The organism is Micrococcus lylae NBRC 15355, assembly GCF_001570885.1.
Classification (GTDB): Bacteria; Actinomycetota; Actinomycetes; order Actinomycetales; family Micrococcaceae; genus Micrococcus; species Micrococcus lylae.
Map to the genome: position 1 here is coordinate 43,783 of NZ_BCSN01000001.1, position 22,900 is coordinate 66,682.

Here is a 22,900-nt window from a genome sequence, read left to right on the forward strand (position 1 = left end):
GTCCGACCAGCCGAGGGTCGGAGCAGCCGACCGCCGAAGGGAAAGCCCGTGACCCAGCCCGATGTGAACACCCTCCCGCTGTCCGAGGTCGATCCAGAGATCGCCGCCGTCCTGGCCGACGAGCTGGGCCGTCAGCGCGGCACGCTCGAGATGATCGCCTCCGAGAACTTCGTGCCTCGCGCGATCCTCGAGACCCAGGGCTCGGTGCTGACCAACAAGTACGCGGAGGGCTACCCCGGCCGCCGCTACTACGGCGGCTGCGAGTTCGTGGACGTCGCCGAGAACCTCGCCATCGAGCGCGCCAAGGCGCTCTTCGGCGCAGAGCACGCCAACGTGCAGCCGCACGCCGGCGCCCAGGCGAACGTGGCCGTGATGACCGCCCTGATGGACCACGGGGACACCATGATGGGCATGTCCCTGGCGCACGGCGGCCACCTCACCCACGGCATGAAGATCAACTTCTCCGGCAAGAACTACACCATCGCCGCCTACGAGGTGGACCCGGAGACCTACACCGTGGACATGGACAAGGTCCGTGAGCAGGCGCTCGCCTCGAAGCCGAAGGTCATCGTGGCCGGCTGGTCCGCCTACCCGCGCCAGCTGGACTTCGCCGCGTTCCGTGAGATCGCGGACGAGGTCGGCGCCAAGCTCTGGGTGGACATGGCCCACTTCGCCGGCCTCGTGGCCGCGGGCCTGCACCCGAACCCGGTGCCGCACGCGGACGTGGTCTCCTCCACCGTGCACAAGACCCTCGCCGGCCCGCGCTCCGGCTTCATCCTCTGCAAGGAGGACCTGAAGAAGAAGATCAACTCGGCCGTGTTCCCCGGCCAGCAGGGCGGCCCGCTCATGCATGCGATCGCCGGCAAGGCCGTGGCCTTCAAGATCGCGGCCTCCGAGGAGTTCAAGGCCAAGCAGGAGCGCACCCTGGCCGGCGCCCAGATCCTGGCAGAGCGCCTCTCCGCGAAGGACATGCAGGACCAGGGCGTCTCCGTCCTCACCGGCGGCACCGACGTCCACCTGGTGCTCGTGGACCTGCGCAACTCGCAGCTGGACGGCCAGCAGGGCGAGGACATCCTGCACGAGGTCGGCATCACCGTGAACCGCAACTCCGTCCCGTGGGACCCGCGCCCGCCGATGACCACCTCCGGCCTGCGCATCGGCACCCCGGCCCTGGCCTCCCGCGGCTTCGGCGAGGCCGAGTTCCGCGAGGTCTCCGACGTCATCGCCGAGGCCCTCAAGCCCGGCGCGGACCTGGAGGCGCTGCGCGGCCGCGTGGCCCAGCTCGCCGACGACTTCCCGCTGTACGACGGCCTCGAGAACTGGTGACCGCCCAGATGACAGCACAGAAGCTGGACGGCAAGGCCACCGCGGCGGCCATCAAGGACGAGCTGCGCGGACGCGTGGCGCAGCTGGCCGAGCACGGCTTCACCCCGGGCCTGGGCACCGTCCTGGTGGGCGAGGACCCCGGCTCGCAGAAGTACGTGGCGGGCAAGCACCGCGACTGCGCGGAGGTCGGCATCCACTCCATCCAGAAGGAACTGCCGGCCGACGCCACCGAGGAGCAGATCCTCGAGGCCGTGCGCGAGCTGAACGAGGACCCGGACTGCACCGGGTACATCGTGCAGCTGCCGCTGCCGAAGCACGTGGACACCCAGAAGGTGCTCGAGGCCATCGACCCGGCCAAGGACGCCGACGGCCTGCACCCGATGAACCTGGGCCGCCTGGTCGCCTCCGTGGGCGGCGACCTGGACTCCCCGCTGCCGTGCACTCCGGCCGGCTGCGTGGAGCTGCTCAAGCGCCATGGCGTGGAGCTGGCGGGCAAGCACGTGCTGGTGATCGGCCGCGGCGTGACCATCGGCCGGCCCGCCGGCCTGGTGCTCACCCGCCGCGAGGTCAACGCCACGGTGACCCTGGCGCACACCGGCACCACCAACCTGGACGAGCTGCTGGCCGAGGCCGACGTGGTCATCGCCGCCGCCGGCTCCGCCCACATGGTGAAGCCGGAGCAGGTCAAGGAGGGCGTGATCGTCCTGGACGTGGGCGTCTCCCGGACCACGGACGCCGAGGGCCGTTCCCGCATCTCCGGGGACGTGGACCCGGCCGTGGCCGAGAAGGCCTCCTGGATGGCGCCGAACCCTGGCGGCGTGGGCCCGATGACCCGCGTCATGCTGCTCGCCAACGTGGTGGAGGCCGCCGAGCGGGCCGCCGCCTCGGGCGACTGGGCGGGGGAGACCCGCTGAGCCCGCTGGGCTGACCCGGCCGCCGTCCCCTGTGCGCGTCAGCCGTCGGGGGCGGAGTCTCGTCCGCGTCATGGTGCCGTCCATGCGTAGGATGCTGGCGTGAGCCACACCACCTCCTCTGCGGGCACCCCCGTGCCCTCCGCCACCGAGACCGCCACCGAGACCGCCGCCGGCACCTCGGGTACGTCCGTCATCCGCGCCCGCGGCCTGCGCAAGCACTACGGCGACTTCCACGCGGTCCAGGGCATCGACCTGGACGTCACACCGGGGGAGTGCTTCGGCCTGCTCGGCCCGAACGGCGCCGGCAAGTCCACCACCATGCGCATGCTCGCCGGCGTCTCCCAGCGCACGGCCGGAGAGCTGTCCATCATGGGCATCGACCCGGAGGAGGACGGCCCCGCGGTCCGCGCGCACCTGGGCGTGGTCCCGCAGCAGGACAACCTGGACGAGGAGCTCACCGCCCGGGACAACCTGCTGATCTACGGACGCTACTTCGGCCTGCCCTACTCCTACCTCAAGCCCAAGTCCCTGGAGCTGCTGGAGTTCGCGCAGCTCACGGACAAGGCGGACACCAAGGCCGACGCCCTCTCCGGCGGCATGAAGCGCCGCCTGGTGATCGCCCGTGCCCTGGTGAACGAGCCGCAGCTGCTGCTGTTGGACGAGCCGACCACCGGCCTGGACCCGCAGGCCCGCCACATCCTCTGGGACCGCCTCTACCGGCTGAAGGAGCGGGGCACCACGCTGGTGCTCACCACGCACTACATGGACGAGGCCGAGCAGCTCTGCGACCGGCTCGTGGTGGTGGACGGCGGGCAGATCATGGCCGCCGGCACCCCGCAGGCGCTGATCCGCGAGCACGCCTCCCGCGAGGTCCTGGAGGTCCGCTTCGGCACGGACCGCAACGAGGCCGCCGCCGAGGTGCTGCGGGCCGAGACCCGCGTGCACCGCATCGAGGTCCTCCCGGACCGTGTGCTGCTCTACGGCGACCGCGCTGACGAGCTCCAGGACGCCGTCACCGCGCTCGCCGAGGCCGGCCGCGTGACCGCCCCGGTCACCGCGCTGACCCGCCGCGCCTCCCTGGAGGACGTGTTCCTCATCCTCACCGGCCGCACCCTGGTGGACTGAGCATGGCCGAGACCTTCCCGACGACGGCCGCCTCCTCCGGCGGCCGCCCCGCCTCCTCGTCCGCGCGCCAGGATGCCGCAGGCACCGCGCAGGGCGGTGCACCCGGCACCTCCACGGCGTCCGGCCCGCTGCAGCCTCCTTTCGGTCCGGCCGAGTCCGCGCGCCGTGTCAGGCGCCGCGGGCTCTGGTACTTCGCCGAGCACCAGCTGCGCTCCATGCGCCGCTACGGCTCGGTGCTGGTGGTCAACGCCGTGGGCGAGCCGCTGGTCTACCTGCTGGCCATGGGCCTCGGCCTGGCCACGCTGATCAGCGGCGGGGCCTCCGCCGAGGTGCTGGGCGGCGCCACGTACCTGCAGTTCATCGCACCTGCGCTGCTGGCGTCCTCGGCGCTGATGACCGCCTCCGTGGAGTTCTCCTACCCGGTGATGGACGGCTTCAAGTGGCACCGGATCTACTATGCCCCGCAGGCCACCCCCATCAGCCCGGCGCAGATCACCGCCGGCCATCTGACCGCCGTGTCGTTGCGGTTCCTGGCCCAGTCCACGGTCTTCTACCTGATCATGACGGCCTTCGGCGCCACGGACTCCCCGTGGTCCTGGCTGCAGGTGTTCTCCGCGACCCTCGGCGGCCTGGCGATCGGCTCCTGGATCATGGCGTTCGCCGCGTCCATCCGGGACGAGAAGGGCCAGTTCGCCCTGCTCCAGCGGTTCGTGGTGATGCCGCTGTTCCTGTTCTCCGCCACGTTCTACCCGCTGACCCAGCTGCCGCTGTCCCTGCAGTGGATCGGTTGGATCTCCCCGCAGTGGCACGCCGCCCAGCTCGGCCGCGTGCTGTCCTACGGCATGGACAACCCGGCCTGGCTGACCGCGGTGCACGTGCTCTACCTGATGGGCCTGGCCGCCTCGGGCGCCCTGGTGGCCGTCGCGATCTACACCCGCCGGCTCGGCTGGCGGTCCGGCCGCCCGGACCCGGACGCGGTGGTGACGCGGACGAAGGGGCCCCGCGGTTCCGTCCTGTCTCGCCGCGCCGAGCGCGCCTCATCGGCCCCGGCCGCCTCCGCGTCCTCGGCGGCGGAGGCCGCCGGCGAGGCGACCACCGCCGCCGGCGAGGCGGCAGGACCCGGGGGAGTGGCCGTCGTCGGGACGCCGGGCACCGCCGCCGTCCCACCGATGCCGGAGATCACCGTGCGCACCGGCGCCCTGTCCGGCATGTACTCCGGCAACATCCGCGCCGTGCTGGAACGGGCGTTCCTGTCCCTGAAGTCGAACAACTGGGCGGTCTTCGTCTCCGGCTTCGCGGAGCCGGTGCTGTACCTGCTGTCCCTGGGCATCGGGCTGGGCTCGCTGATCGGCGAGCTGCCCGGCCCGGACGGAGAGCCGATCCCGTACGGCATGTACATCGCGCCGGCGCTGCTGGCGGTATCCGCCATGAACGGCGCCGTGTACGACTCCACCTGGAACGTCTTCTTCAAGCTGCGCTACGCGAAGACCTACCAGACCATGCTCGCCACCCGCCTCGGCCCCCTGGACGTGGCCCTCGGCGAGATCCTGATGGCGCTGTTCCGCGGCGCCGTGTACGCCGCGTCCTTCCTGATCGTCATGGCGCTGATGGGGCTGGTGACCAGCTGGACCGCGCTGCTCATGGTGCCCGGCGCGCTGCTGGTGGCGTTCGGGTTCGCGGCGGTCGGCATGGCGGTGACCAGCTACATGAAGACGTTCCAGCACATGGACTGGATCATGATCGTGATGCTGCCGATGTTCCTGTTCTCCGCCACGTTCTTCCCGCTTCAGGTGTACCCCACCGGCGTGCAGTGGTTCATCCAGGCGCTGCCGCTGTGGCACGCGGTGGAGATGATGCGGCACCTGGCCGTCGGCGTGGTCACCTGGGCCACCGCCGGGCACATCCTGTACTTCGTGGTGATGGCCGCCGCGGGCCTGGTGTTCGCCTCGCGTCGCCTGGCCAGGCTCTTCCTGCGCTGACCAGGCCCTTCTTACGCTGAGCCGTCAGGCGGTGCGGCGCTCCCGCCGGCGCTGCACGCCGCGGCGCGCCAGGTCTGCCGCACCGACGGCCAGCACCACGCACCAGCAGACCAGCACGACCCACAGGGCGTCCACCGCGGCCGCGCCGGAGGCCTCGCGCGCGGAGGCGTCCCGCATCCCGGCGGCGGTGACGAAGTACACACCGGTCACCGCGGCGATGCCGGTGGAGGTGCCGATGCGCTGGATGGTCTGGGAGACGCCACCGGCGGCACCGGCCTCGCGGGGGGCCACGTCGTCCATCATGAGCACCTGGGTGCTGGTCATGATCAGCGCCTGGGACACGCCCTGGGGCAGCAGGATCAGTGCCACGGTCCAGAACGGCCAGGACCCGTCCGTCACGCGTGCGAACGCCAGGATCAGCAGCAGCGCGGAGACCACGGCCAGCACCCCGCCGGCGAACACGAACCATGGGCCGAACCGGTCCACCCGCGCACCGATCCACGCCGAGAGCGACACCACCATCAGTGCCGAGCCGAGGGTGGAGACGCCGGCCAGGAACGGACTCAGCCCCAGCCCGTCCTGGGCGAACATCGCCACCACGGCGAACGCGGCCGGCATGGCGGCCATGTACACGGTCACCTGCAGGGTGCCGAGGCTGAAGGACGGGCGGCGGAACAGGGCCGGATCCACCATCGGGTACACGCCGGTCTGCACGGCGGTCCGCCGCACCCGCACCTCCCACGCCCACCAGGCGATCACCAGCACGACGGCTACGGCCAGCAGCCACAGTGCGTCCGTGAGGATGAACGGGAGCATCAGGCAGACGGTGGCGGCGGCCAGCAGCGTCATGCCCACCGGATCCAGGTACTTCAGCCCCCTGGGCACCAGGTCTGCTGAGGTCTGCGTCGGCGGGTGCAGCCAGAGCAGGCCCATCACCAGGGCGGCCAGGCCCAGCGGCACGTTCATCAGGAACAGCCAGCGCCAGCCCCAGTCGTCCCCCGCCACGCCGAGCAGCGCGCCGCCGGCAGGCGGGCCCACCGCCACGCCCAGGCCGATCACGGTGCCGAAGAACCCGTAGGCCCGGCCGCGTGCACGCCCGGTGAAGGAGGACTGGATGACGCCGATGATCTGCGGGTTGAACAGGCCCGCCCCGCAGCCCATGAGCAGACGCGAGGCGTTGAGCATCAGCGCGTTCGCGGCCAACCCGGACAGCAGCGAGCCGATCACGTAGACGAGGATGCCGGCCAGGAACAGCGGCTTGCGGCCCCAGAGGTCGCCGGCACGGCCGGCGGCCACGAGCACCACGCCGTAGGTCAGGGTGTAGCCGGAGAGCACCCACTGCAGGTCCGCGGCGGTGGCGCCGAGGCCTCGCTCGATCGCCGGCACCGCCACGTTCACCACGGACACGCTCATCAAGGCCAGGAACAGCGGCATGAGCAGCACCAGCAGGATGCGGGTCTGCTCCGGGCTGAAGCGCGTGGAGGTGGCCTCCGGGGTCGTCTCGGTCACCGGGACAGGATAGGCCAGGGGCCTCGATGAACGGTTCCGATCGCTTCAGGAGCCTGGTTTGACAAGAAAGAGTTGCAAGAGCAAGAAGCTCAAGCTAATGTTCCGGACAGGGTTCAATTGTGACCAGATGTTACAGGAGTGGAGGGGCTCGATGCTCGATAGGCGTGTCATGTTGCTTGGAGCTGGATCGATGGTGGTGGGTGCGGCGGTGGCGTCGGCTGCACCGGCGCTCGCTGCGGGGAGATTCACGTTTACGGCTACGTTCAAAGTTCGCCTTGTGGGGAGAGAGTTTCGCACATACAATTCGGGCTCTATTTCGATCACGGGGTCCGGTCCCGCGTGTCCCCCTGGCTCGTATGCGCGGAGCTATGCGGTGACTTTGCAGAAGAAGAGTGGCTTGATCTGGAACAATATTGCGACCTTTGTTTTGGACTGCAATCGAACGTCTACCTATAACTGGACAGGCAGGGACCCTGGACTTTATCGCGTCGTGTTTGAAAAACGAAACGACGGATACACGTATGTTGTCACTGGATCAATCAGGTATCCGTGAAGGTCTATTAAAGGGAATAGAATGGAGGGCTCCATGAGCTCGTGGATCAGCACCTACGCAGGATTCCTGCCCCTGCTCGTCGGCCTCGGCGTGGCCGTTGCCGTCGTCCTGGCCGTCCTGAGGTGGCGGGGGCTGCCGCGCGGCTGGTCCCTGGACCGGGTGACGGCGCTCTGGCTGTTCGTGATGTGGCTCATGGGCGTCGCGGTGGTCACCCTCGTCGGCACCGTCGGCATGGGCGGTAGCTTCGACAGGCCCCTGTCCGACCGCGTGGACCTGGTCCCACTGCGCTCCGTGTTCACCGCCGCGGACGGCGTGGCCGCCACCTCGTACCTCGAGCCCCTGTTCAACATCGCGATGTTCGCCGTCGGTGGGCTTGTGGCGGCGTGGGCCTTCCGCTGGTCCGTGGCCCGCACAGCGGTGGTCTTCCTCGCGCTCGGAGTGGGCATCGAGCTGCTGCAGACCGTGGTCCCGGGCGATCGGTCCATCACCGTCGACGACGTCCTCTGGGCCGTGCTCGGCGGTGCCCTGGGCGCTCTCGTCGCCACCGCGCTCCGAGGCCGGTCCCGTCCAGCCTCCGGCGCCGCGCGCCCGGCCGCGCGCTCGGCCGCGCGCTGAGCCGCGGCGTCCCGCGCCCCGGTTCTCCTCGCGCCCACCGCCCCACGGAAAGGCCAGCGGCACGACGACGGACGGTGCCGTCGTCGGGACGCCTCACCTCGGTCCGGGCCCGAGTGGCACCGGCACCGCCGGTGCGGGAGAATGGAGGCTGATCCCGCACGCGAGCCCTCGAGGAGAGGAAGCACACCCATGGCCAACGCCCTGCCCGGTGCCCCCGGCACGCCCCGCAACGCACGAGGAGGAGGGCTGCAGGTCGGCGGTCTGGGCTTCGCGGTGATGGTCACCGTGCTGCTGGTGGCGCTGCTGTTCGCGGCCAACCAGAACTCGGTCATCGGCTGGCTGCTCGTGGCGATCTCCGCCGGCTGGCTGATCTTCGCGATCGTCGTGTTCCTGCTGATGCGCAGGGGGATCCAGGGCGCCGCCCGCCGCGTGGACTCCATGGTCGCCAACACCGCCCGCCGCCAGGAGACCCCGGTGGCCGCCGGCGCGCAGACGTCCGCGGACCCGATGCGGGACACCAAGCTGGACCACTCCTTCAAGATCTGCCAGGTGCAGGTGAAGGTGGTGCGCGAGCAGCTCGCCTCCGGCGAGCTGGACCGGGACATGGTGGACAGGGCGCTGGAGACCATCGACATCACCGCCTCCAACGCGCGGGACATGATCAAGGGCGACCACGCCCGCAAGGGCGAGGACGAGGGCCCGGTGTCCGGAACGGTGGTGGGCTGACATGGCGCAGCTGCCGCAGAAGGACCCCGTCACCGGCAAATACCCCGAGCCCGCCGAGGGCGAGCCGATCATCCACGCCAACGCCGGCGCCCCCAAGGCCGAGGGCGCGGTGCGCATCGCCTCGGTCAACGTCAACGGCATCCGCGCCTCCCACCGCAAGGGCATGATCGGCTGGTTCGCCGGCCGCGGCGTGGACATCATGACCCTCCAGGAGGTCCGGGCCCCGCAGGAGATCACCGCCGCGCTGGTCCCGGAGATCGTGGACGGCGCCTGGGACGAGGTGCACCTGGTGGACGTGGAGGCCGCCGCCAAGGGCCGCGCCGGCGTGGCGATCGCCTCCCGGTTCCCCATCGAGGACGTCCGCCGCGGCCTGCGGGACGAGGACGGCCACGTCAACGACCGGGGCCGCTGGATCGAGGCCGACGTGCGCCTGCCGGACGGCTCCCTGCTCACCGTGGTGTCCGCCTACGTGCACACCGGCGGCGTCGGCACCCCCAAGCAGGAGGACAAGTACCGCTTCCTGGACGAGATGGTCCACCGCCTGCCCGAGCTCGCCGCCACCGGGAACGAGGTCCTGATCACCGGCGACCTCAACGTCGGCCACACCGAACGGGACATCAAGAACTGGAAGGGCAACCTGAAGAAGGCCGGCTTCCTGCCCGAGGAGCGCGCCTACTTCGACCGCTTCTTCGGCGAGCTCGGCTACGTGGACGTGGCCCGCACCCTCGCCGGGGACGTGGCCGGCCCCTACACCTGGTGGTCCATGCGCGGCAAGGCGTTCGACAACGACGCCGGCTGGCGCATCGACTACCACATGGCCACCCCGTCCCTCGCGGACCGCGCCACCGCCGCCGTGGTGGACCGCGCCCCGTCCTGGGGCACCCGCTTCTCCGACCACGCCCCGCTCGTGGCCGACTACCAGTACTGAGCGCCCCGCCCCGGGACGCCCGCAGCAGCCATGCGCGGCCGCCGCGCAGCAGACACGAAGAGACAAGAAGAGCAATGACGAAGAACACCGTGGCCGACGTCCTGGCCAAGGATCCGTCCACCACCGCCCACCTGGCCGGCGCCGGCACCGGCCACCGCGTGCTCTCCGGCATGCAGCCCTCGGCCGACTCCCTGCACCTGGGCAACTACCTGGGCGCACTGGTGAACTGGGTCCGCACCCAGGACGACTTCGACTCCTACTTCTTCATCCCGGACCTGCACGCCATCACCGTGCCGCAGGACCCGGCCTCCCTGGCCCAGCGCACCCGCGTGGCCGCCGCCCAGTACATCGCCGGCGGCATCGACCCGGAGCGCTCCACCCTGTTCGTCCAGTCCCAGGTGCCCGAGCACGCCCAGCTGGCCTGGGTGCTGACCTGCATGACCGGCATGGGCGAGGCGATGCGCATGACGCAGTTCAAGGACAAGGCCGCCAAGCAGGGCACGGACGCCGCCGGCGTGGGGCTGCTGGCCTACCCGATGCTCATGGCCGCCGACATCCTGCTCTACCAGCCGCACGGGGTGCCCGTGGGCGACGACCAGCGCCAGCACGTGGAGCTCACCCGCGACCTCGCCCAGCGGTTCAACCACCATTACGGGGAGACGTTCGTGCTGCCGACCGGCTTCTACCCGGAGGCCGGCGCCCGCATCTATGACCTGCAGGACCCGACCTCCAAGATGTCCAAGTCCGCCCAGTCCCCGAACGGCCTGATCAACATCCTCGACGAGCCGAAGGTGATCGCCAAGCGCATCAAGTCCGCCGTCACGGACACCGGCACCGAGGTCCGCTTCGACCGCGACCAGAAGCCGGGCGTGTCCAACCTGCTGACCATCCTGTCCGCGGTGACCCAGAAGCCGATCGCCGAGCTCGAGGCCGAGTTCGAGGGCAAGATGTACGGCCACCTGAAGGTCGCGGTCGCGGACGCCGTGGTGGAGGCCGTGACCCCCATCCGCGAACGGGCCCTCGGCCTGCTCGAGGACCCGGCCGAGCTGGACCGCCTGCTCGCCGCCGGAGCCCAGAAGGCCCGCGAGGTCGCCACCCCGGTGCTGGAGGACGTCTACCGGAAGGTCGGCTTCCTGCCGCCGGTCGGCTGAGTCCGACTGCACCGAAGATCGCAGACGCACGGCGGGGATCTCCTCCTGAGGGGGGAGGTCCCCGCCGTGCTCTCTGCAGGACACTGGTGGTGCCGGGGGATTCCCGACGACGGCCGCCCGCCTGCCGCGCTCGGCTCGCCCCGGTCCGCAGCAACCGACGACGAGAGGGACGCATGGCCACCGCAGCGCCGCCGACCGACCCGGCCCCACCCGAGACCCCAGCCGGCCGACCCGCCGCCGATCCGATCCTGGAGACCGAGAACCTCGTGAAGTCCTACGGCCAGGGCGAGGCCCGCTTCGACGCCCTGCGCGGACTCACCCTGCAGATCGGGCGCGGGGAGTCCGTGGCGATCGTGGGCAAGTCCGGCTCCGGCAAGTCCACGCTCATGCACCTGCTGGCCCTGCTGGACCGGCCCTCCCACGGCGTGGTCGCCATGGACGGACGGCCGGTGTCCGAGCTGAAGGCGAAGGCCGTGGCACAGCTGCGCAACGAGACCTTCGGGTTCGTGTTCCAGCAGTTCTTCCTCAACCCGGCCCAGACCGTGCTGGAGAACGTGGTGCTGCCGCTGAAGATCGCCGGTGTGCCGCGCAGCGAGCGGCGCCGCCGCGGCATGGAGGTGCTCGAGCGCCTGGAGTTGGCGGAGAAGGCGGACAACCGCGCCACCGACCTCTCCGGCGGCCAGAAACAGCGCGTGTGCATCGCCCGCGCGCTCGTGAACAACCCGACGGTGCTGTTCGCGGACGAGCCCACCGGCAACCTGGACACCGCCACCTCGGCGGTGGTGGAGGACATCCTCTTCGGCCTCAACCGGGACGAGGGCATCACCCTCGTGGTCGTCACCCACGATGAGGACCTCGCCGCCCGCTGCGGCCGGCGCGTCGAACTGCAGGACGGGCAGATCGTCTCCGATGCGCCCGTCGCCGCCCCGGCGGCGGGAGCCGCCCCCGGCGGGCACATGGCGACGGCGGACGGAACGGCGAGCCGCGCGGCCGTCGTCGGGAAGGAGGAGGACCGATGAAGACCGCAGACCTGTTCGGCACCGCCCTGACCAACACCCTGCGCTCCAAGCTGCGCACCATCCTGACGGTCATCGCGATCGTGATCGGCGCGTTCGCCCTCACCCTCACCTCCGGCCTCGGCGCCGGCGTCAACCGCTACGTGGACACCATGGTGGAGGGCTTCGGCGCCCCCGACGAGCTCTACGTCTCCAAGCAGGCGGACATGGTCACCGGCATGCCCACCAACAGCGCCCCCGCCGAGTACGACGCGGAGGAGGCTGGGGCCGGCGAGATGTTCGGCATGCCCCTGCTGACGCAGAAGGACGTCGACACCATCGAGGGGATCGAGCACATCAGCGAGGTGGAGACCACCCGCTTGGTGGAGCCGGACTACGTCCAGACGGCCGACGGCAAGAAGTGGCAGGTGGCCTTCATGGGCTCCTCCTTCGAGACCGAGACCGCCTCCACGGCCGCCGGGCGCATGCCCGCCGAGGACGCGGACGAGGTCACCGTCCCGCTCGCCTGGGTGGAGACCCTCGGCGGCAGGGACCCCGAGGACGTGCTGGGGGAGACGGTGACGCTCGTGGCCTCCGACCCGCTCGGCGAGGAGGGCTCCGTGGAGGCCGAGGTGGTGGGGGTGACCGAGACCCTCGCCTCCGGCTCCGGAGCCGGCCCCGTGCCGTCGGTGAAGGTGGAGGAAGCGCTGCACGAGATCCAGACCGAGGGGCTGCCCGAGGAGCAGCGGGACACCTGGTTCAACGCCACCGTGACCGTGCAGGACATGGAGGCCAACGAGGCGGCCGTGAAGCAGGCCCTGGCGGACGAGGGCTACACCGCGCAGACGCTGGAGGACCAGCTGGGCATGATCCGCGGCGTGATCGACGCGGTGACCTGGGTGTTCAACGGCTTCGGCCTGATCGCCCTGCTGGCGGCGTCCTTCGGCATCATCAACACCCTGCTGATGTCCGTGCAGGAGCGCACCCGGGAGATCGGCCTGATGAAGTCGCTCGGCATGACCAGCGGCAGGGTCTTCGGGCTGTTCTCCATGGAGGCCGTGGTGATCGGCCTGATGGGCTCGCTGATCGGCGTCGGAGGGGGGCTGGCCGTGGGACTCGTGGGCAACCGTCTGCTCGTGGACGGTCCGCTCAAGGACGTCACCGGGCTGCAGCTGTTCGCCGTGGAGCCGCTGTCCGTGCTCGGCATCGTGGCGCTGATCGTAGGCATCGCCTTCGTGGCCGGCGCCCTGCCCGCGGTGCGGGCGGCGCGCAAGGACCCGATCACCTCGCTGCGTTACGAGTGACCGGCCCCCGGTCCGCCTGCCATCCTTGGAGGCATGGACATGCACACACGCCGAGACCCCGACGATCCGCGCTGGCTCCTGGACGACCGCCCGCCCCGCTGGGGGAACGTCGTCCGGCTGATGCCCGTGGTGGTGCTGACCGTGGTGGTCTACGCCTTCGCCGTGGGACCGATGCCCAGCGCCCTCACCACGGGCGCCGGGGCCCTGATCATCGGCGCCGGCGTGCTCGCCGGACTGATGAAGGTCTCGGACGGTGCCCGTTGGGCAGGCCTGGTCTTCACCGTCCTGGTCATGCTCGGGACCCTGCTGTCCCTCGTCTTCCGCACGGCGGCCACCGGCAGCATCACGCTCTTCTCCGTGGTGACCGCCGTGCTGGTGCTCGCCGCCGGCGCCTTCTGGATCACCCAGGCCTTCCACGCCCAGGTCACCGCCTGGTTCAATGCCCGCCGCGACGGCTGAGAAGCACAGACCGCCCGAGAGAACCGAGAGGAATCACATGCCCGAGCAGAACGACCGCCCGTCCTACGGGCAGGACCCGGAGGGAAGGGGGCCCTACGGCGTGCCCCCGCAGGGCCAGGACCGGCAGTCACGCCCGGACTACGGGCCGACCGGCCAGGGCGCCTACGGCATGGGCCCGGGCCGCCCGCAGAACGCTCACGGCCGGCCGCCGCAGGGCGGGTACGGCCAGCCGCCGCACGGCGGGTACGGCCAGCCTCCGCACGGCGGGTACGGCCAGCCGCCGCAGGGCTGGCCGCAGCAGCCGCCGCCCGGCGACCGCTACGGCACCACGCCGTACGAGGCCTACGGGATGCAACGGCTCGAGGAGCCGCCGAAGTACCGCGCCCTGCTGACCGCCACGCTGGTCTCGCTGGCCGTCTACGTGGTGTCCGCCGTCCCGGGCTTCCTGATGCTCGGGGACGCCGCCGGCTTCCGCTCCATGATCGACGAGTCCATCGCCGAGCAGGGCCGGCAGCTGAGTGCGGACCAGCTGGAGTCGATCGACCAGGTGTTGGGCATCGTGACCGGCATGGGCATGGCGTTCATGGCCTTCTGGATGCTCGTGGTCGTCGGCCTCTACCTGCTCGTGTACTTCGGCCTTCGCGGTCGGAGGAACTGGGCCCGCGTCACCGGCATCGTCTTCGCGATCCTCGCCCTGGTCTTCACGCTCCCGAGTCTGTTCGCCCTGCCCTTCATGGGCGGTGCCGGCATGTTCTCGGCCGTCGTCAGCCTGGTCTCCGTGGCCGTGGACATCTGGTGGCTGGTGCTCGCCTTCAACGGCCAGATCTCCCGCTACCTGGAGCAGCGCGCGCTCATGTCCTGAGCCGTCCGCTTCCCCTGGCACCATGGAGTCCATGGACTCCTTCCTCATCGCGCACGACGCCGCAGCCCGCCATCCCTTCGTGGAGCAGGGGCTGCGGCGTCTGTCGTCGGCCACCGTGGCCGCCGGGCTCGTGTCCGCCGCGGCCTCGGTGGGCACCGTCCTGCTGAACCGGGACCCCGGTTACGTGCGCGCCCTGCTGACCTCCCGAAACTGGGGAACCGTCGAGCCCACCGCCGCGGACGTGGCGGCGGCACAGAGCACCGTGCTGGACGCCGTGCTCGTGGGCGCCGTCCTGCTGGCGCTCACCGCGCTGCTCGTGTGGCTGGTGCGCCGCCCCTGGCGTCCTGTGCGCTGGGTCGGCAGCGTCCTGACCGTGGTGGGCGCTTTCACGGCCGCGTTCTGGGCCGTGGACGGCGGCACGATGGTCCTCACCGCCGGCGCGGCCGGAGCGGTCGTCCTGGTGCTTGTCGGAGCCATGCTCGTGGCCTGCGCCCTGTGGCTGCTCGTGGCGCACTCGCAGACGGTGCGCGAGGCTCTCAACGGCTGACCTGACCAGGAAACGCCGAAGGGCCCGCCGCCCCGGAACGGGACGGCGGGCCCTTCGTGTGATCGTCAGGATCAGAAGGAGCGGGCCAGGATGGCCTGCTTGACCTCGGCGATCGCCTTGGTCACCTGGATGCCGCGCGGGCACGCCTCCGAGCAGTTGAAGGTGGTGCGGCAGCGCCACACGCCCTCCTTGTCGTTGAGGATCTCCAGGCGCATGTCGCCGGCCTCATCACGGGAGTCGAAGATGAAGCGGTGCGCGTTGACGATCGCGGCCGGACCGAAGTACTGGCCGTCGGTCCAGAACACCGGGCAGGACGAGGTGCACGCGGCGCAGAGGATGCACTTCGTGGTGTCGTCGTATATCTCACGGTCCTTCTGGGACTGGTAGCGCTCACGGGTCGGCTCGTGGCCCGAGGTGACCAGGAAGGGCATGATCTCACGGTAGGACTGGAAGAACGGCTCCATGTCCACGATCAGGTCCTTCTCCACCGGCAGGCCCTTGATGGCCTCGACCGTGATGGGCTTGGACAGGTCCAGGTCCTTCAGCAGAGTCTTGCAGGCCAGGCGGTTGCGGCCGTTGATGCGCATGGCATCGGAGCCGCAGATGCCGTGGGCGCAGGAACGGCGGAAGGTCAGGGAGCCGTCGTGCTCCCACTTGACCTTGTGCAGCGCGTCCAGGACACGGTCGGTGCCGTACATGGTGAGCTTCCACTCGTCCCAGTACGACTCCTCAGAGGTCTCCGGCACGTAGCGGCGGACCTTGAGGATGATGTCGAAGCTCTCGACGGCGCCGGCGCCGTCGCCCGACTGGTTCAGCTCGACCTTGGAGGCCGGCTCGGCGGTCTCGTTCACGGTGCTCATCAGTACTTACGCTCCATCGGCTGGTAACGGGTGACGACGACGGGCTTGGTCTCGAACCGGATGCCCTTCACGCCCTCCATCTCGGCGGTCTCGTCGCGGTAGATCATGGTGTGCGCCATGAAGTTGGCGTCGTCGCGGTCCGGGTAGTCCTCGCGGTAGTGGCCGCCGCGGGACTCCTTGCGGCCCAGGGCCGCCAGGGTCATGGCCTCGGCGATGTCCAGCAGGTAGCCCAGCTCCATGCCCTCGAGCAGGTCGAGGTTGAAGCGCTTGCCCTTGTCCTGCACGGAGATGTTGAGGTAGCGCTCGCGCAGGTCCTCGATCTCGGCCAGGGCGCGGCGGATGGACTCCTCGGTGCGGAACACCTGCATGTCGGCGTCCATGACCTCCTGGAGGCGCGAGCGCAGCGCGGCCACCTTCTCGGTGCCGGTGGCGGAGCGCAGGCTCTCGATCTGCTCCACCACACGGGCCTCGCCGTTCTCCGGCAGCTCGACGAACTCGGCGTCGTGCGCGTACTCGGCGGCGAAGATGCCGGCGCGACGGCCGAACACGTTGATGTCGAGCAGGGAGTTGGTGCCGAGGCGGTTCGAGCCGTGCACGGACACACAGGCGACCTCGCCGGCGGCGAAGAGGCCCGGGACGATCGTGTCGTTGTCCTGGAGGACCTCGCCCTTGACGGTGGTGGGGATGCCGCCCATGAAGTAGTGGCAGGTCGGGAAGACCGGCACCGGCTCCGTGTACGGCTCCACGCCCAGGTAGGTGCGGGCGAACTCGGTGATGTCCGGGAGCTTGGCGTCGATGTGCGCCGGCTCCAGGTGGGTCAGGTCGAGCAGCACGTAGTCCTTGTTCGGACCGCAGCCGCGGCCCTGGCGGACCTCCTCGGCCATGGAGCGGGCCACGATGTCGCGCGGCGCCAGGTCCTTGATGGTCGGGGCGTAGCGCTCCATGAAGCGCTCGCCGTCCGCGTTGCGGAGGATGCCGCCCTCGCCGCGGGCCGCCTCGGACAGGAGGATGCCCAGGCCGGCCAGGCCGGTCGGGTGGAACTGCACGAACTCCATGTCCTCGAGCGGCAGGCCCGCACGGTAGGCGATGGCCATGCCGTCGCCGGTGAGGGTGTGGGCGTTCGAGGTGGTCTTGAAGACCTTGCCGGCGCCGCCGGTGGCGAACACGACCGACTTGGCCTGGAAGACGTGGATCTCGCCGGTGGCGAGCTCGTAGGACACGACGCCGGCCACGCGCTTCTGGGTGTAGGAGGAGCCGTCCTCGCGGGTCGCGTCCTCGTCCACCAGGAGCAGGTCCAGCGCGTAGAACTCGTTGTAGAACTCCACGTTGTGCTTGACGCAGTTCTGGTAGAGCGTCTGGAGGATCATGTGGCCGGTGCGGTCCGCGGCGTAGCAGGCGCGGCGGACCGGGGCCTTGCCGTGGTCGCGGGTGTGGCCGCCGAAGCGGCGCTGGTCGATCTTGCCCTCCGGGGTGCGGTTGAAGGGCAGACCCATCTTCTCGAGGTCGAGGACCGCGTCGATGGCCTCCTTCGCCATCACCTCGGCGGCGTCCTGGTCGACCAGGTAGTCACCGCCCTTGATGGTGTCGAAGGTGTGCCACTCCCAGTTGTCCTCCTCGACGTTCGCCAGCGCGGCGCACATGCCGCCCTGGGCCGCACCGGTGTGCGAGCGCGTCGGGTAGATCTTGGTGAGCACGGCGGTGCGGGCACGCTGGCCCGACTCGATGGCGGCACGCATGCCTGCGCCACCGGCGCCGACGATCACCACGTCGTACTTGTGTACCTGCATTCTCAGGTTCTCTCTTCCGTTTCGTGTGGACGTCCGCTCCGCGTCGGTGCGGGCGGCGTCGCAAGCGTCAGACGTCGGTGTGCGGTCAGCCGGCGCAGAAGGCCGGGGTGCCGGACAGCAGCTGGCCGGTGGCGTCCACCATGCACGGCTCGAAGGTGAAGATCACCAGGGTGCCGAGGATGATGATGGCGGCGGTGGCCACGTACAGGATCATGGACAGCCAGAAGCGGACGCCGTCGCGCTGGGCGTAGTCGTTGATGATGGTGCGGACGCCGTTGGCTCCGTGCAGCATCGCCAGCCACAGCATCACGAGGTCCCAGAACATCCAGATCGGGTCGGCCCACTTGCCGGCGACGAAGCCGAAGTCGACGCCGTGGATGCCCTCGCCGAGCATCAGGTTCGAGAACAGGTGCCCGAAGACCAGGACGACGAGGATCACGCCGGAGACGCGCATGAACAGCCATGCGAACATCTCGAAGTTGCCCTTCTTGCCCTTGTCGCGGGTGTACTTCGCGTCGACGCGTGTGGAGCGCGGAGCGGCGATCGTGGTCTCAGCAGCGGTGCTCATGGATCACATACCTCCAAAGGCCAGCATGAAGTGGCGGACGCAGAAGCCGAGGGTGAGGACGACCCAGAGTCCCAGGACGACCCACAGGAGGGTCTTCTGATGCTTCGTGCCGCCCTTCCAGAAGTCCACGAGGATGATGCGCAGGCCGTTCAGCGCGTGGAACAGCACGGCAGCCACCAGACCCGCCTCGCCGAGAGCGAAGAGCGGGTTCTTGTACGAGCCGATCACCGCGTCGTAGGCCTCCGGGGAGACGCGCACGAGCGAGGTGTCCAGCACGTGGACGAGCAGGTAGAAGAAGATCACGACGCCGGTGATGCGGTGGCCCACCCAGGACCACATCCCGCCGTAGCCGCGATACAGGGTCCCGCGGCCGTTTTTGGCCGGGGCCTGTGCAGTGGCACTAGTCACGGTTGATTACCTCCCAGGGAAATGCACTGGCCCGGTGCGCGTCCGTGGGCGGGCGGGCAGGGGGCTGGGGTGCGAGTCGATTCCACCTTCCAGGATAGACCCTCCCCGGCCTCCGCCGGGTTCCGGGGGCGGCTGTGTGACACGGCGCCCCCGCGCCGCGGTGTGCAGGGCACTGTCCACCGCCGGGGCATCGGTCCGCTCGACGGGGCACTGCGTTCCGTAGAGTGGACCCCGTGAAGAACGAGAGCACCGCGCCTGCGCCGCAGTCCGACGCCGCCGCCGAGGCCCTGTCCCGCTTCCACGCCGTGATCCCGGCCGGAGGCGTGGGCACCCGCCTGTGGCCGCTGTCCCGCGCCGCCGCGCCGAAGTTCCTGCATGACCTCACCGGCTCGGGCCAGACCCTGATCCGTGCGACCTGGGACCGCCTGGAGCCGCTGGCCGGCGCCGGGATGATGGTCGTCACCGGCCAGGTGCACCGCGACGCCGTGGCCCGTCAGCTCCCGGAGCTGGGGGAGGACGACTTCGTCCTGGAGCCGGAGCCGAAGGACTCCGCGGCCGCGATCGGCCTGGCCGCCGCGATCCTCTCGCTGCGGGACCCGGACACCATCATGGGCTCGTTCGCCGCGGATCAGGTGATCTCTCCGCTCGAGGACTTCCAGAAGGTCGTGGAAGAGGCGGTCGTCACCGCGGCCACCGGCAAGATCGTCACCATCGGCATCACGCCGACCCACCCGGCCACCGGTTTCGGCTACATCCGTCGCGGCCGTTCGCTGCGCCTGCAGGACGCCCCGCACGCCTTCGACGTCGCCGCGTTCGTGGAGAAGCCGGACGCGAAGGTCGCGGCGCAGTACGTCCGCTCCGGAAAGTACCTGTGGAACGCCGGCATGTTCGTGGCCCCGGTGACGCTGATGCTGCAGCACCTCGAGGAGCACGAGCCCGAGCTGCACGCCGGCCTGATGGCCATCGCGCAGGCCTGGGACACGGACCGTCGTCAGGAGGTCCTCGCAGAGGTCTGGCCGACGCTGAAGAAGACCGCCATCGACTACGCGGTGGCCGAGCCGGCCGCCGCCGCCGGGGACGTGGCCGTGGTCCCAGGCGACTTCACCTGGGACGACGTGGGCGACTTCGCCGCCATCGCCCGCCTGAACCCGGTCAAGGACGGCTCCGGCATCACGGTCATCGGCGACACCCCGCGCGTGTACTCCTCGGAGGCCTCCGGGGTGGTCGTCACCGACTCGGACCGCGTGATCGCCCTGATCGGCATCGAGGACGTCGTGGTGGTGGACACCGGCGACGCCCTGCTGGTCACCACCACGGACCGCGCCCAGGACGTGAAGAAGGCGGTGGAGTCCCTCAAGGCCGAGGGCGCCGACGACGTCCTCTGACCCGGCGCGCCCCAGATGACGCGAGGCCCCCGCGATGTGAACACCACGTGAACGTCGCGGGGGTCTCTGCGCTACCCTGCGGTGACATGACCGGCACCATCGAGAGCTCCGCCTTCCCGCACCGCAAGACCGCACCCGACGTCCCCACCGTCTCCTCGGCGGTCGAGGCCCTGGAGGGCGAGGTGCGCGTGCTGCGCCGGTCCATCCACCAGGAGCCGGAGCTCGGCTTCGAGGAGCACGAGACCACCCGGAAGGTCATGGAGTTCCTCCGCGGCGCCGGGCTGGAGCCCGTGCAGCTGGCGGACACCGGCTGCTTCGTGGAGGTCGGCGAGGGACCGCTGGTGCTCGGCCTGCGTGCGGACATCGACGCGCTGCCGGTCGAGGAGCTCACCGGCCTGCCCTACGCCTCGAGGCGCCACGGCCTGGCCCACGCCTGCGGCCATGACATGCACACCTCGGTGATGGCCGGCACCGCCGTGGCCCTGCACCGCATCCTCACCGGGCAGGTGGTGGACGAGGACCTGAAGGAGGCCGGCGCCCGCGCCCGCGGCCGGGTCCGCATCATCTTCCAGCCCGCCGAGGAGCAGCAGCCAGGCGGCGCCCTGCACGTGATCGAGCAGGGCGTCCTCGAGGGGCTGCCGCGCATCCTGGCCGCGCACTGCGAGCCGCGCTTCGACGTCGGCACGATCGGCACCCGCATCGGCGCCATCACCTCGGCGGCGGACACCATCCGCATCACGCTGACGGGCCGCGGCGGCCACACCTCGCGCCCGCACCTGACGGAGGACATGGTGTTCGCCCTGTCCCAGATCGCGGTGAACGTCCCGGCCGTGCTCTCGCGCCGCCTCGACGTCCGTTCCGCCGTGTCCGTGGTGTGGGGCCAGATCTCCGCCGGCTCCGCCCCGAACGCGATCGACTCCACCGGTCGCCTGTCCGGCACCATGCGCTGCCTGGACGCCGCGGTCTGGGAGGAGGCCGGCGAACTGCTGGACGAGGTCGTCACCCAGGTGGCCGCGCCGTACGGCGTGGAGGTGGAGCTCGAGCACATCCGCGGAGTGCCGCCGGTGGACAACGCCGAGGCCGAGACCGCCCTGATCGAGTCGGCCGCCCGCCGTGAGCTCGGCTCCGCGGCCATCCAGCTGACCCCGCAGTCCATGGGCGGGGAGGACTTCGCGTGGATGACCCAGAAGGTCCCCGGCTCCATGCTGCGCCTGGGCACCCGCACCCCGGGCGGCATCGACTACGACCTGCACCGCGGCGACTACGCCCCGGACGAGCGTGCCCTGGGCACCGGCATGCGCGTGTTCGTCTCCGCGGCCCTCGGCGAGATGCTCCGCGCCCCGCGGCCCTGAGCGGCTCCGGCGCGCCCCGACGACGGCACCCGCCCCGGACTCGCGGCGCGCCCCGGGTGCGCGCCGCACCCAGGACCCGCGCGCGTCGCCCCCAGGGTCCACCCAGCTCGAGGTCAGCTTCGACGCGGGGGCGCGGGGCCGTCGTCGTGCGCCGTGCCACAGGTGTGGACTCAAGGTAAACTCACGGGTAACGAGCGTGCTCCTTCGCGTGCGCGCGGCACGCTCGAACCCGGTCCATGGGCGGACGCCCGTGCCCCGGGCATTGTCATCGCATCACGTGAAGTGAGGAAATCCATGGGCATCCTGTCCGACGAGAAGGCCCGTCGCCTTCTGCTTCCCGCCGCCGTCCTGTCCGTCTCGGGCCTGCTGCTCACCGGCTGCGGCGCCCCGCCGGAGGAGGGCGACTCCAACGCCAACGGCGAGGCCCAGGTCTCCACCGACCCGGAGGTCGGCGACGACAACTCCGACTACCTCGCCTGCATCGTCTCCGACGAGGGCGGCTTCGACGACCGCTCCTTCAACCAGTCCTCCTACGAGGGCCTGAAGGCCGCGGAGTCCGACTACGGCATCAAGATCCGCGAGGCCGAGTCCCAGGAGCCGGGTGAATTCACCCCGAACGTGAACTCCATGGTCGATGCCGGCTGCAACTCCATCTTCGGTGTGGGCTTCATGCTCGGCGACACCATCAAGCCGATCGCCGAGAAGGAGTCGGACATCCACTTCTTCGGCGTCGACGTCACCGACGGCGGCTTCTCGGACAACGTCCAGAACCTGACCTACGACACCGCCCAGGCCGCCTTCCTGGCCGGCTACCTGGCCGCGGGCATGTCCGAGACCGGCACCGTCGCCACCTACGGCGGCATGGAGCTTCCGACCGTGACCATCTTCATGGAGGGCTTCGCCGAGGGCGTCGAGTACTACAACGAGCAGAAGGACGAGGACGTCAAGGTCCTCGGCTGGGACAACGACGCCAAGACCGGCTCGTTCATCGGCGACTTCTCCAACCAGGCCGCGGGCAAGACCAACACCGCCAACTTCATCAACGAGGGCGCGGACATCATCATGCCGGTCGCCGGCCCGGTGGGCCTGGGCACCCTCGACGCGGTCGCGGAGGCCGGCGAGGACAAGGGCGTCAAGGTGATCTGGGTCGACTCGGACGGCTACGAGTCCACCGACAAGGGCCAGTACATCCTGACCTCCGTCATGAAGAACATGGGCCAGTCGGTCACCGACGTGATCGCCGAGGACCTCAAGGGCGAGTTCACCCACGAGGCCTACCTGGGCACCCTGGAGAACGAGGGCGTGGGCCTGGCCCCGTACCACGACTTCGACGGCGAGGTCCCCGAGGACCTGAAGAAGGAGGTCGAGGACCTGCGGCAGCAGATCATCGACGGCGACGTGACGGTCGAGTCCTCGATCGACGAGGGCTGAGACGCCGCCTGAACGCCACGGGGCCGGACCCGGCAGCACAGCAGGGTCCGGCCCCGTGGCGCGCACACCGCGTGCCGGAGCCCCGGCACGTGACCGGATGGAGGAGACAGAACACC

The 22,900-nt window shown here is 70.3% G+C and carries 21 protein-coding genes; 16 read left to right on the forward strand and 5 right to left on the reverse strand.

Features of this window, described 5'->3' with window-relative positions:
- The first annotated feature begins 48 nt into the window (after window positions 1–48).
- From glyA to MLY01S_RS13085, 4 genes are all read left to right on the forward strand, one after another.
- Window positions 49–1,326: a serine hydroxymethyltransferase gene (gene glyA, locus MLY01S_RS00170; RefSeq protein ID WP_067188012.1), complete on the forward strand. Its 1,278-nt coding sequence runs from the start codon at window positions 49–51 to the stop codon at window positions 1,324–1,326.
- An 8-nt stretch (window positions 1,327–1,334) separates the two neighbouring features.
- Complete coding sequence (locus MLY01S_RS00175) at window positions 1,335–2,240, forward strand: bifunctional methylenetetrahydrofolate dehydrogenase/methenyltetrahydrofolate cyclohydrolase (RefSeq protein WP_067188289.1); 906 nt, start codon at window positions 1,335–1,337, stop codon at window positions 2,238–2,240.
- Between the two features lie 132 nt (window positions 2,241–2,372).
- Window positions 2,373–3,365 carry an ABC transporter ATP-binding protein gene (locus MLY01S_RS00180; protein WP_067188292.1) on the forward strand — a complete coding sequence of 331 codons (993 nt, stop codon included), beginning with the start codon at window positions 2,373–2,375 and terminating at the stop codon, window positions 3,363–3,365.
- Window positions 3,366–3,367: 2 nt separating this feature from the next.
- The gene (locus tag MLY01S_RS13085; RefSeq protein WP_135103235.1) at window positions 3,368–5,344 is read left to right on the forward strand and encodes an ABC transporter permease; all 1,977 of its coding nucleotides are present in this window, start codon (window positions 3,368–3,370) and stop codon (window positions 5,342–5,344) included.
- Window positions 5,345–5,368: 24 nt separating this feature from the next.
- Here the strand turns inward: MLY01S_RS13085 and MLY01S_RS00190 are convergent, their stop codons facing one another.
- Entirely contained in the window at window positions 5,369–6,853 is a 1,485-nt protein-coding gene (locus MLY01S_RS00190; protein WP_245232049.1) for an MFS transporter, read from the reverse strand.
- A 586-nt stretch (window positions 6,854–7,439) separates the two neighbouring features.
- Here MLY01S_RS00190 and MLY01S_RS00195 point away from each other — a divergent pair.
- The 9 genes from MLY01S_RS00195 to MLY01S_RS00235 all read left to right on the forward strand — a co-directional run bounded on the left by MLY01S_RS00195 (window position 7,440) and on the right by MLY01S_RS00235 (window position 14,993).
- Entirely contained in the window at window positions 7,440–8,021 is a 582-nt protein-coding gene (locus MLY01S_RS00195; RefSeq protein ID WP_167635482.1) for a VanZ family protein, read from the forward strand.
- A gap of 189 nt (window positions 8,022–8,210) precedes the next feature.
- On the forward strand, window positions 8,211–8,747 hold the full coding sequence (locus MLY01S_RS00200; RefSeq protein ID WP_067188016.1) for a hypothetical protein: 537 nt from the start codon (window positions 8,211–8,213) through the stop codon (window positions 8,745–8,747).
- A gap of 1 nt (window position 8,748) precedes the next feature.
- Window positions 8,749–9,675, forward strand: a complete 927-nt coding sequence (locus MLY01S_RS00205; RefSeq protein ID WP_082739463.1) for an exodeoxyribonuclease III — start codon at window positions 8,749–8,751, stop codon at window positions 9,673–9,675.
- 74 nt (window positions 9,676–9,749) lie between these two features.
- Entirely contained in the window at window positions 9,750–10,826 is a 1,077-nt protein-coding gene (gene trpS / locus MLY01S_RS00210) for a tryptophan--tRNA ligase (RefSeq protein ID WP_067188019.1), read from the forward strand.
- A gap of 173 nt (window positions 10,827–10,999) precedes the next feature.
- Window positions 11,000–11,845, forward strand: coding sequence for an ABC transporter ATP-binding protein (locus tag MLY01S_RS00215; RefSeq protein WP_082739464.1), 846 nt, complete (start codon window positions 11,000–11,002; stop codon window positions 11,843–11,845).
- Entirely contained in the window at window positions 11,842–13,125 is a 1,284-nt protein-coding gene (locus MLY01S_RS00220) for an ABC transporter permease (RefSeq protein WP_067188023.1), read from the forward strand. The genes MLY01S_RS00215 and MLY01S_RS00220 overlap by 4 nt, the downstream gene beginning before the upstream one ends.
- A gap of 33 nt (window positions 13,126–13,158) precedes the next feature.
- Entirely contained in the window at window positions 13,159–13,584 is a 426-nt protein-coding gene (locus tag MLY01S_RS00225; protein ID WP_067188026.1) for a hypothetical protein, read from the forward strand.
- A gap of 37 nt (window positions 13,585–13,621) precedes the next feature.
- Window positions 13,622–14,446, forward strand: coding sequence for a hypothetical protein (locus tag MLY01S_RS00230; RefSeq protein WP_067188029.1), 825 nt, complete (start codon window positions 13,622–13,624; stop codon window positions 14,444–14,446).
- A gap of 31 nt (window positions 14,447–14,477) precedes the next feature.
- Window positions 14,478–14,993 carry a hypothetical protein gene (locus MLY01S_RS00235; protein ID WP_067188032.1) on the forward strand — a complete coding sequence of 172 codons (516 nt, stop codon included), beginning with the start codon at window positions 14,478–14,480 and terminating at the stop codon, window positions 14,991–14,993.
- Window positions 14,994–15,064: 71 nt separating this feature from the next.
- On the opposite strand, the gene MLY01S_RS00240 is transcribed toward MLY01S_RS00235, so the two are convergent.
- The 4 genes from MLY01S_RS00240 to sdhC form a co-directional block, all read right to left on the reverse strand.
- Window positions 15,065–15,853: a succinate dehydrogenase iron-sulfur subunit gene (locus MLY01S_RS00240; RefSeq protein ID WP_067188035.1), complete on the reverse strand. Its 789-nt coding sequence runs from the start codon at window positions 15,851–15,853 to the stop codon at window positions 15,065–15,067.
- Window positions 15,853–17,640: a succinate dehydrogenase flavoprotein subunit gene (gene sdhA, locus MLY01S_RS00245; protein ID WP_067188038.1), complete on the reverse strand. Its 1,788-nt coding sequence runs from the start codon at window positions 17,638–17,640 to the stop codon at window positions 15,853–15,855. The genes MLY01S_RS00240 and sdhA overlap by 1 nt, the downstream gene beginning before the upstream one ends.
- An 85-nt stretch (window positions 17,641–17,725) precedes the next feature.
- On the reverse strand, window positions 17,726–18,208 hold the full coding sequence (locus MLY01S_RS00250) for a succinate dehydrogenase hydrophobic membrane anchor subunit (protein ID WP_067188041.1): 483 nt from the start codon (window positions 18,206–18,208) through the stop codon (window positions 17,726–17,728).
- Window positions 18,209–18,211: 3 nt separating this feature from the next.
- Window positions 18,212–18,616 (reverse strand): succinate dehydrogenase, cytochrome b556 subunit, encoded by a 405-nt coding sequence (gene sdhC / locus MLY01S_RS00255; protein WP_082739465.1) that lies wholly within the window; start codon window positions 18,614–18,616, stop codon window positions 18,212–18,214.
- A 233-nt stretch (window positions 18,617–18,849) separates the two neighbouring features.
- Here sdhC and MLY01S_RS00260 point away from each other — a divergent pair, with 233 nt between their 5' ends.
- The 3 genes from MLY01S_RS00260 to MLY01S_RS00270 all read left to right on the forward strand — a co-directional run bounded on the left by MLY01S_RS00260 (window position 18,850) and on the right by MLY01S_RS00270 (window position 22,784).
- A complete protein-coding gene (locus tag MLY01S_RS00260) occupies window positions 18,850–20,001 on the forward strand; it encodes a mannose-1-phosphate guanylyltransferase (protein WP_067188046.1) in 1,152 nt (383 codons plus the stop codon).
- A gap of 86 nt (window positions 20,002–20,087) precedes the next feature.
- Entirely contained in the window at window positions 20,088–21,353 is a 1,266-nt protein-coding gene (locus MLY01S_RS00265) for an amidohydrolase (RefSeq protein ID WP_067188049.1), read from the forward strand.
- 294 nt (window positions 21,354–21,647) lie between these two features.
- Window positions 21,648–22,784 carry a BMP family lipoprotein gene (locus tag MLY01S_RS00270; RefSeq protein ID WP_067188052.1) on the forward strand — a complete coding sequence of 379 codons (1,137 nt, stop codon included), beginning with the start codon at window positions 21,648–21,650 and terminating at the stop codon, window positions 22,782–22,784.
- Window positions 22,785–22,900 lie beyond the last annotated feature (116 nt).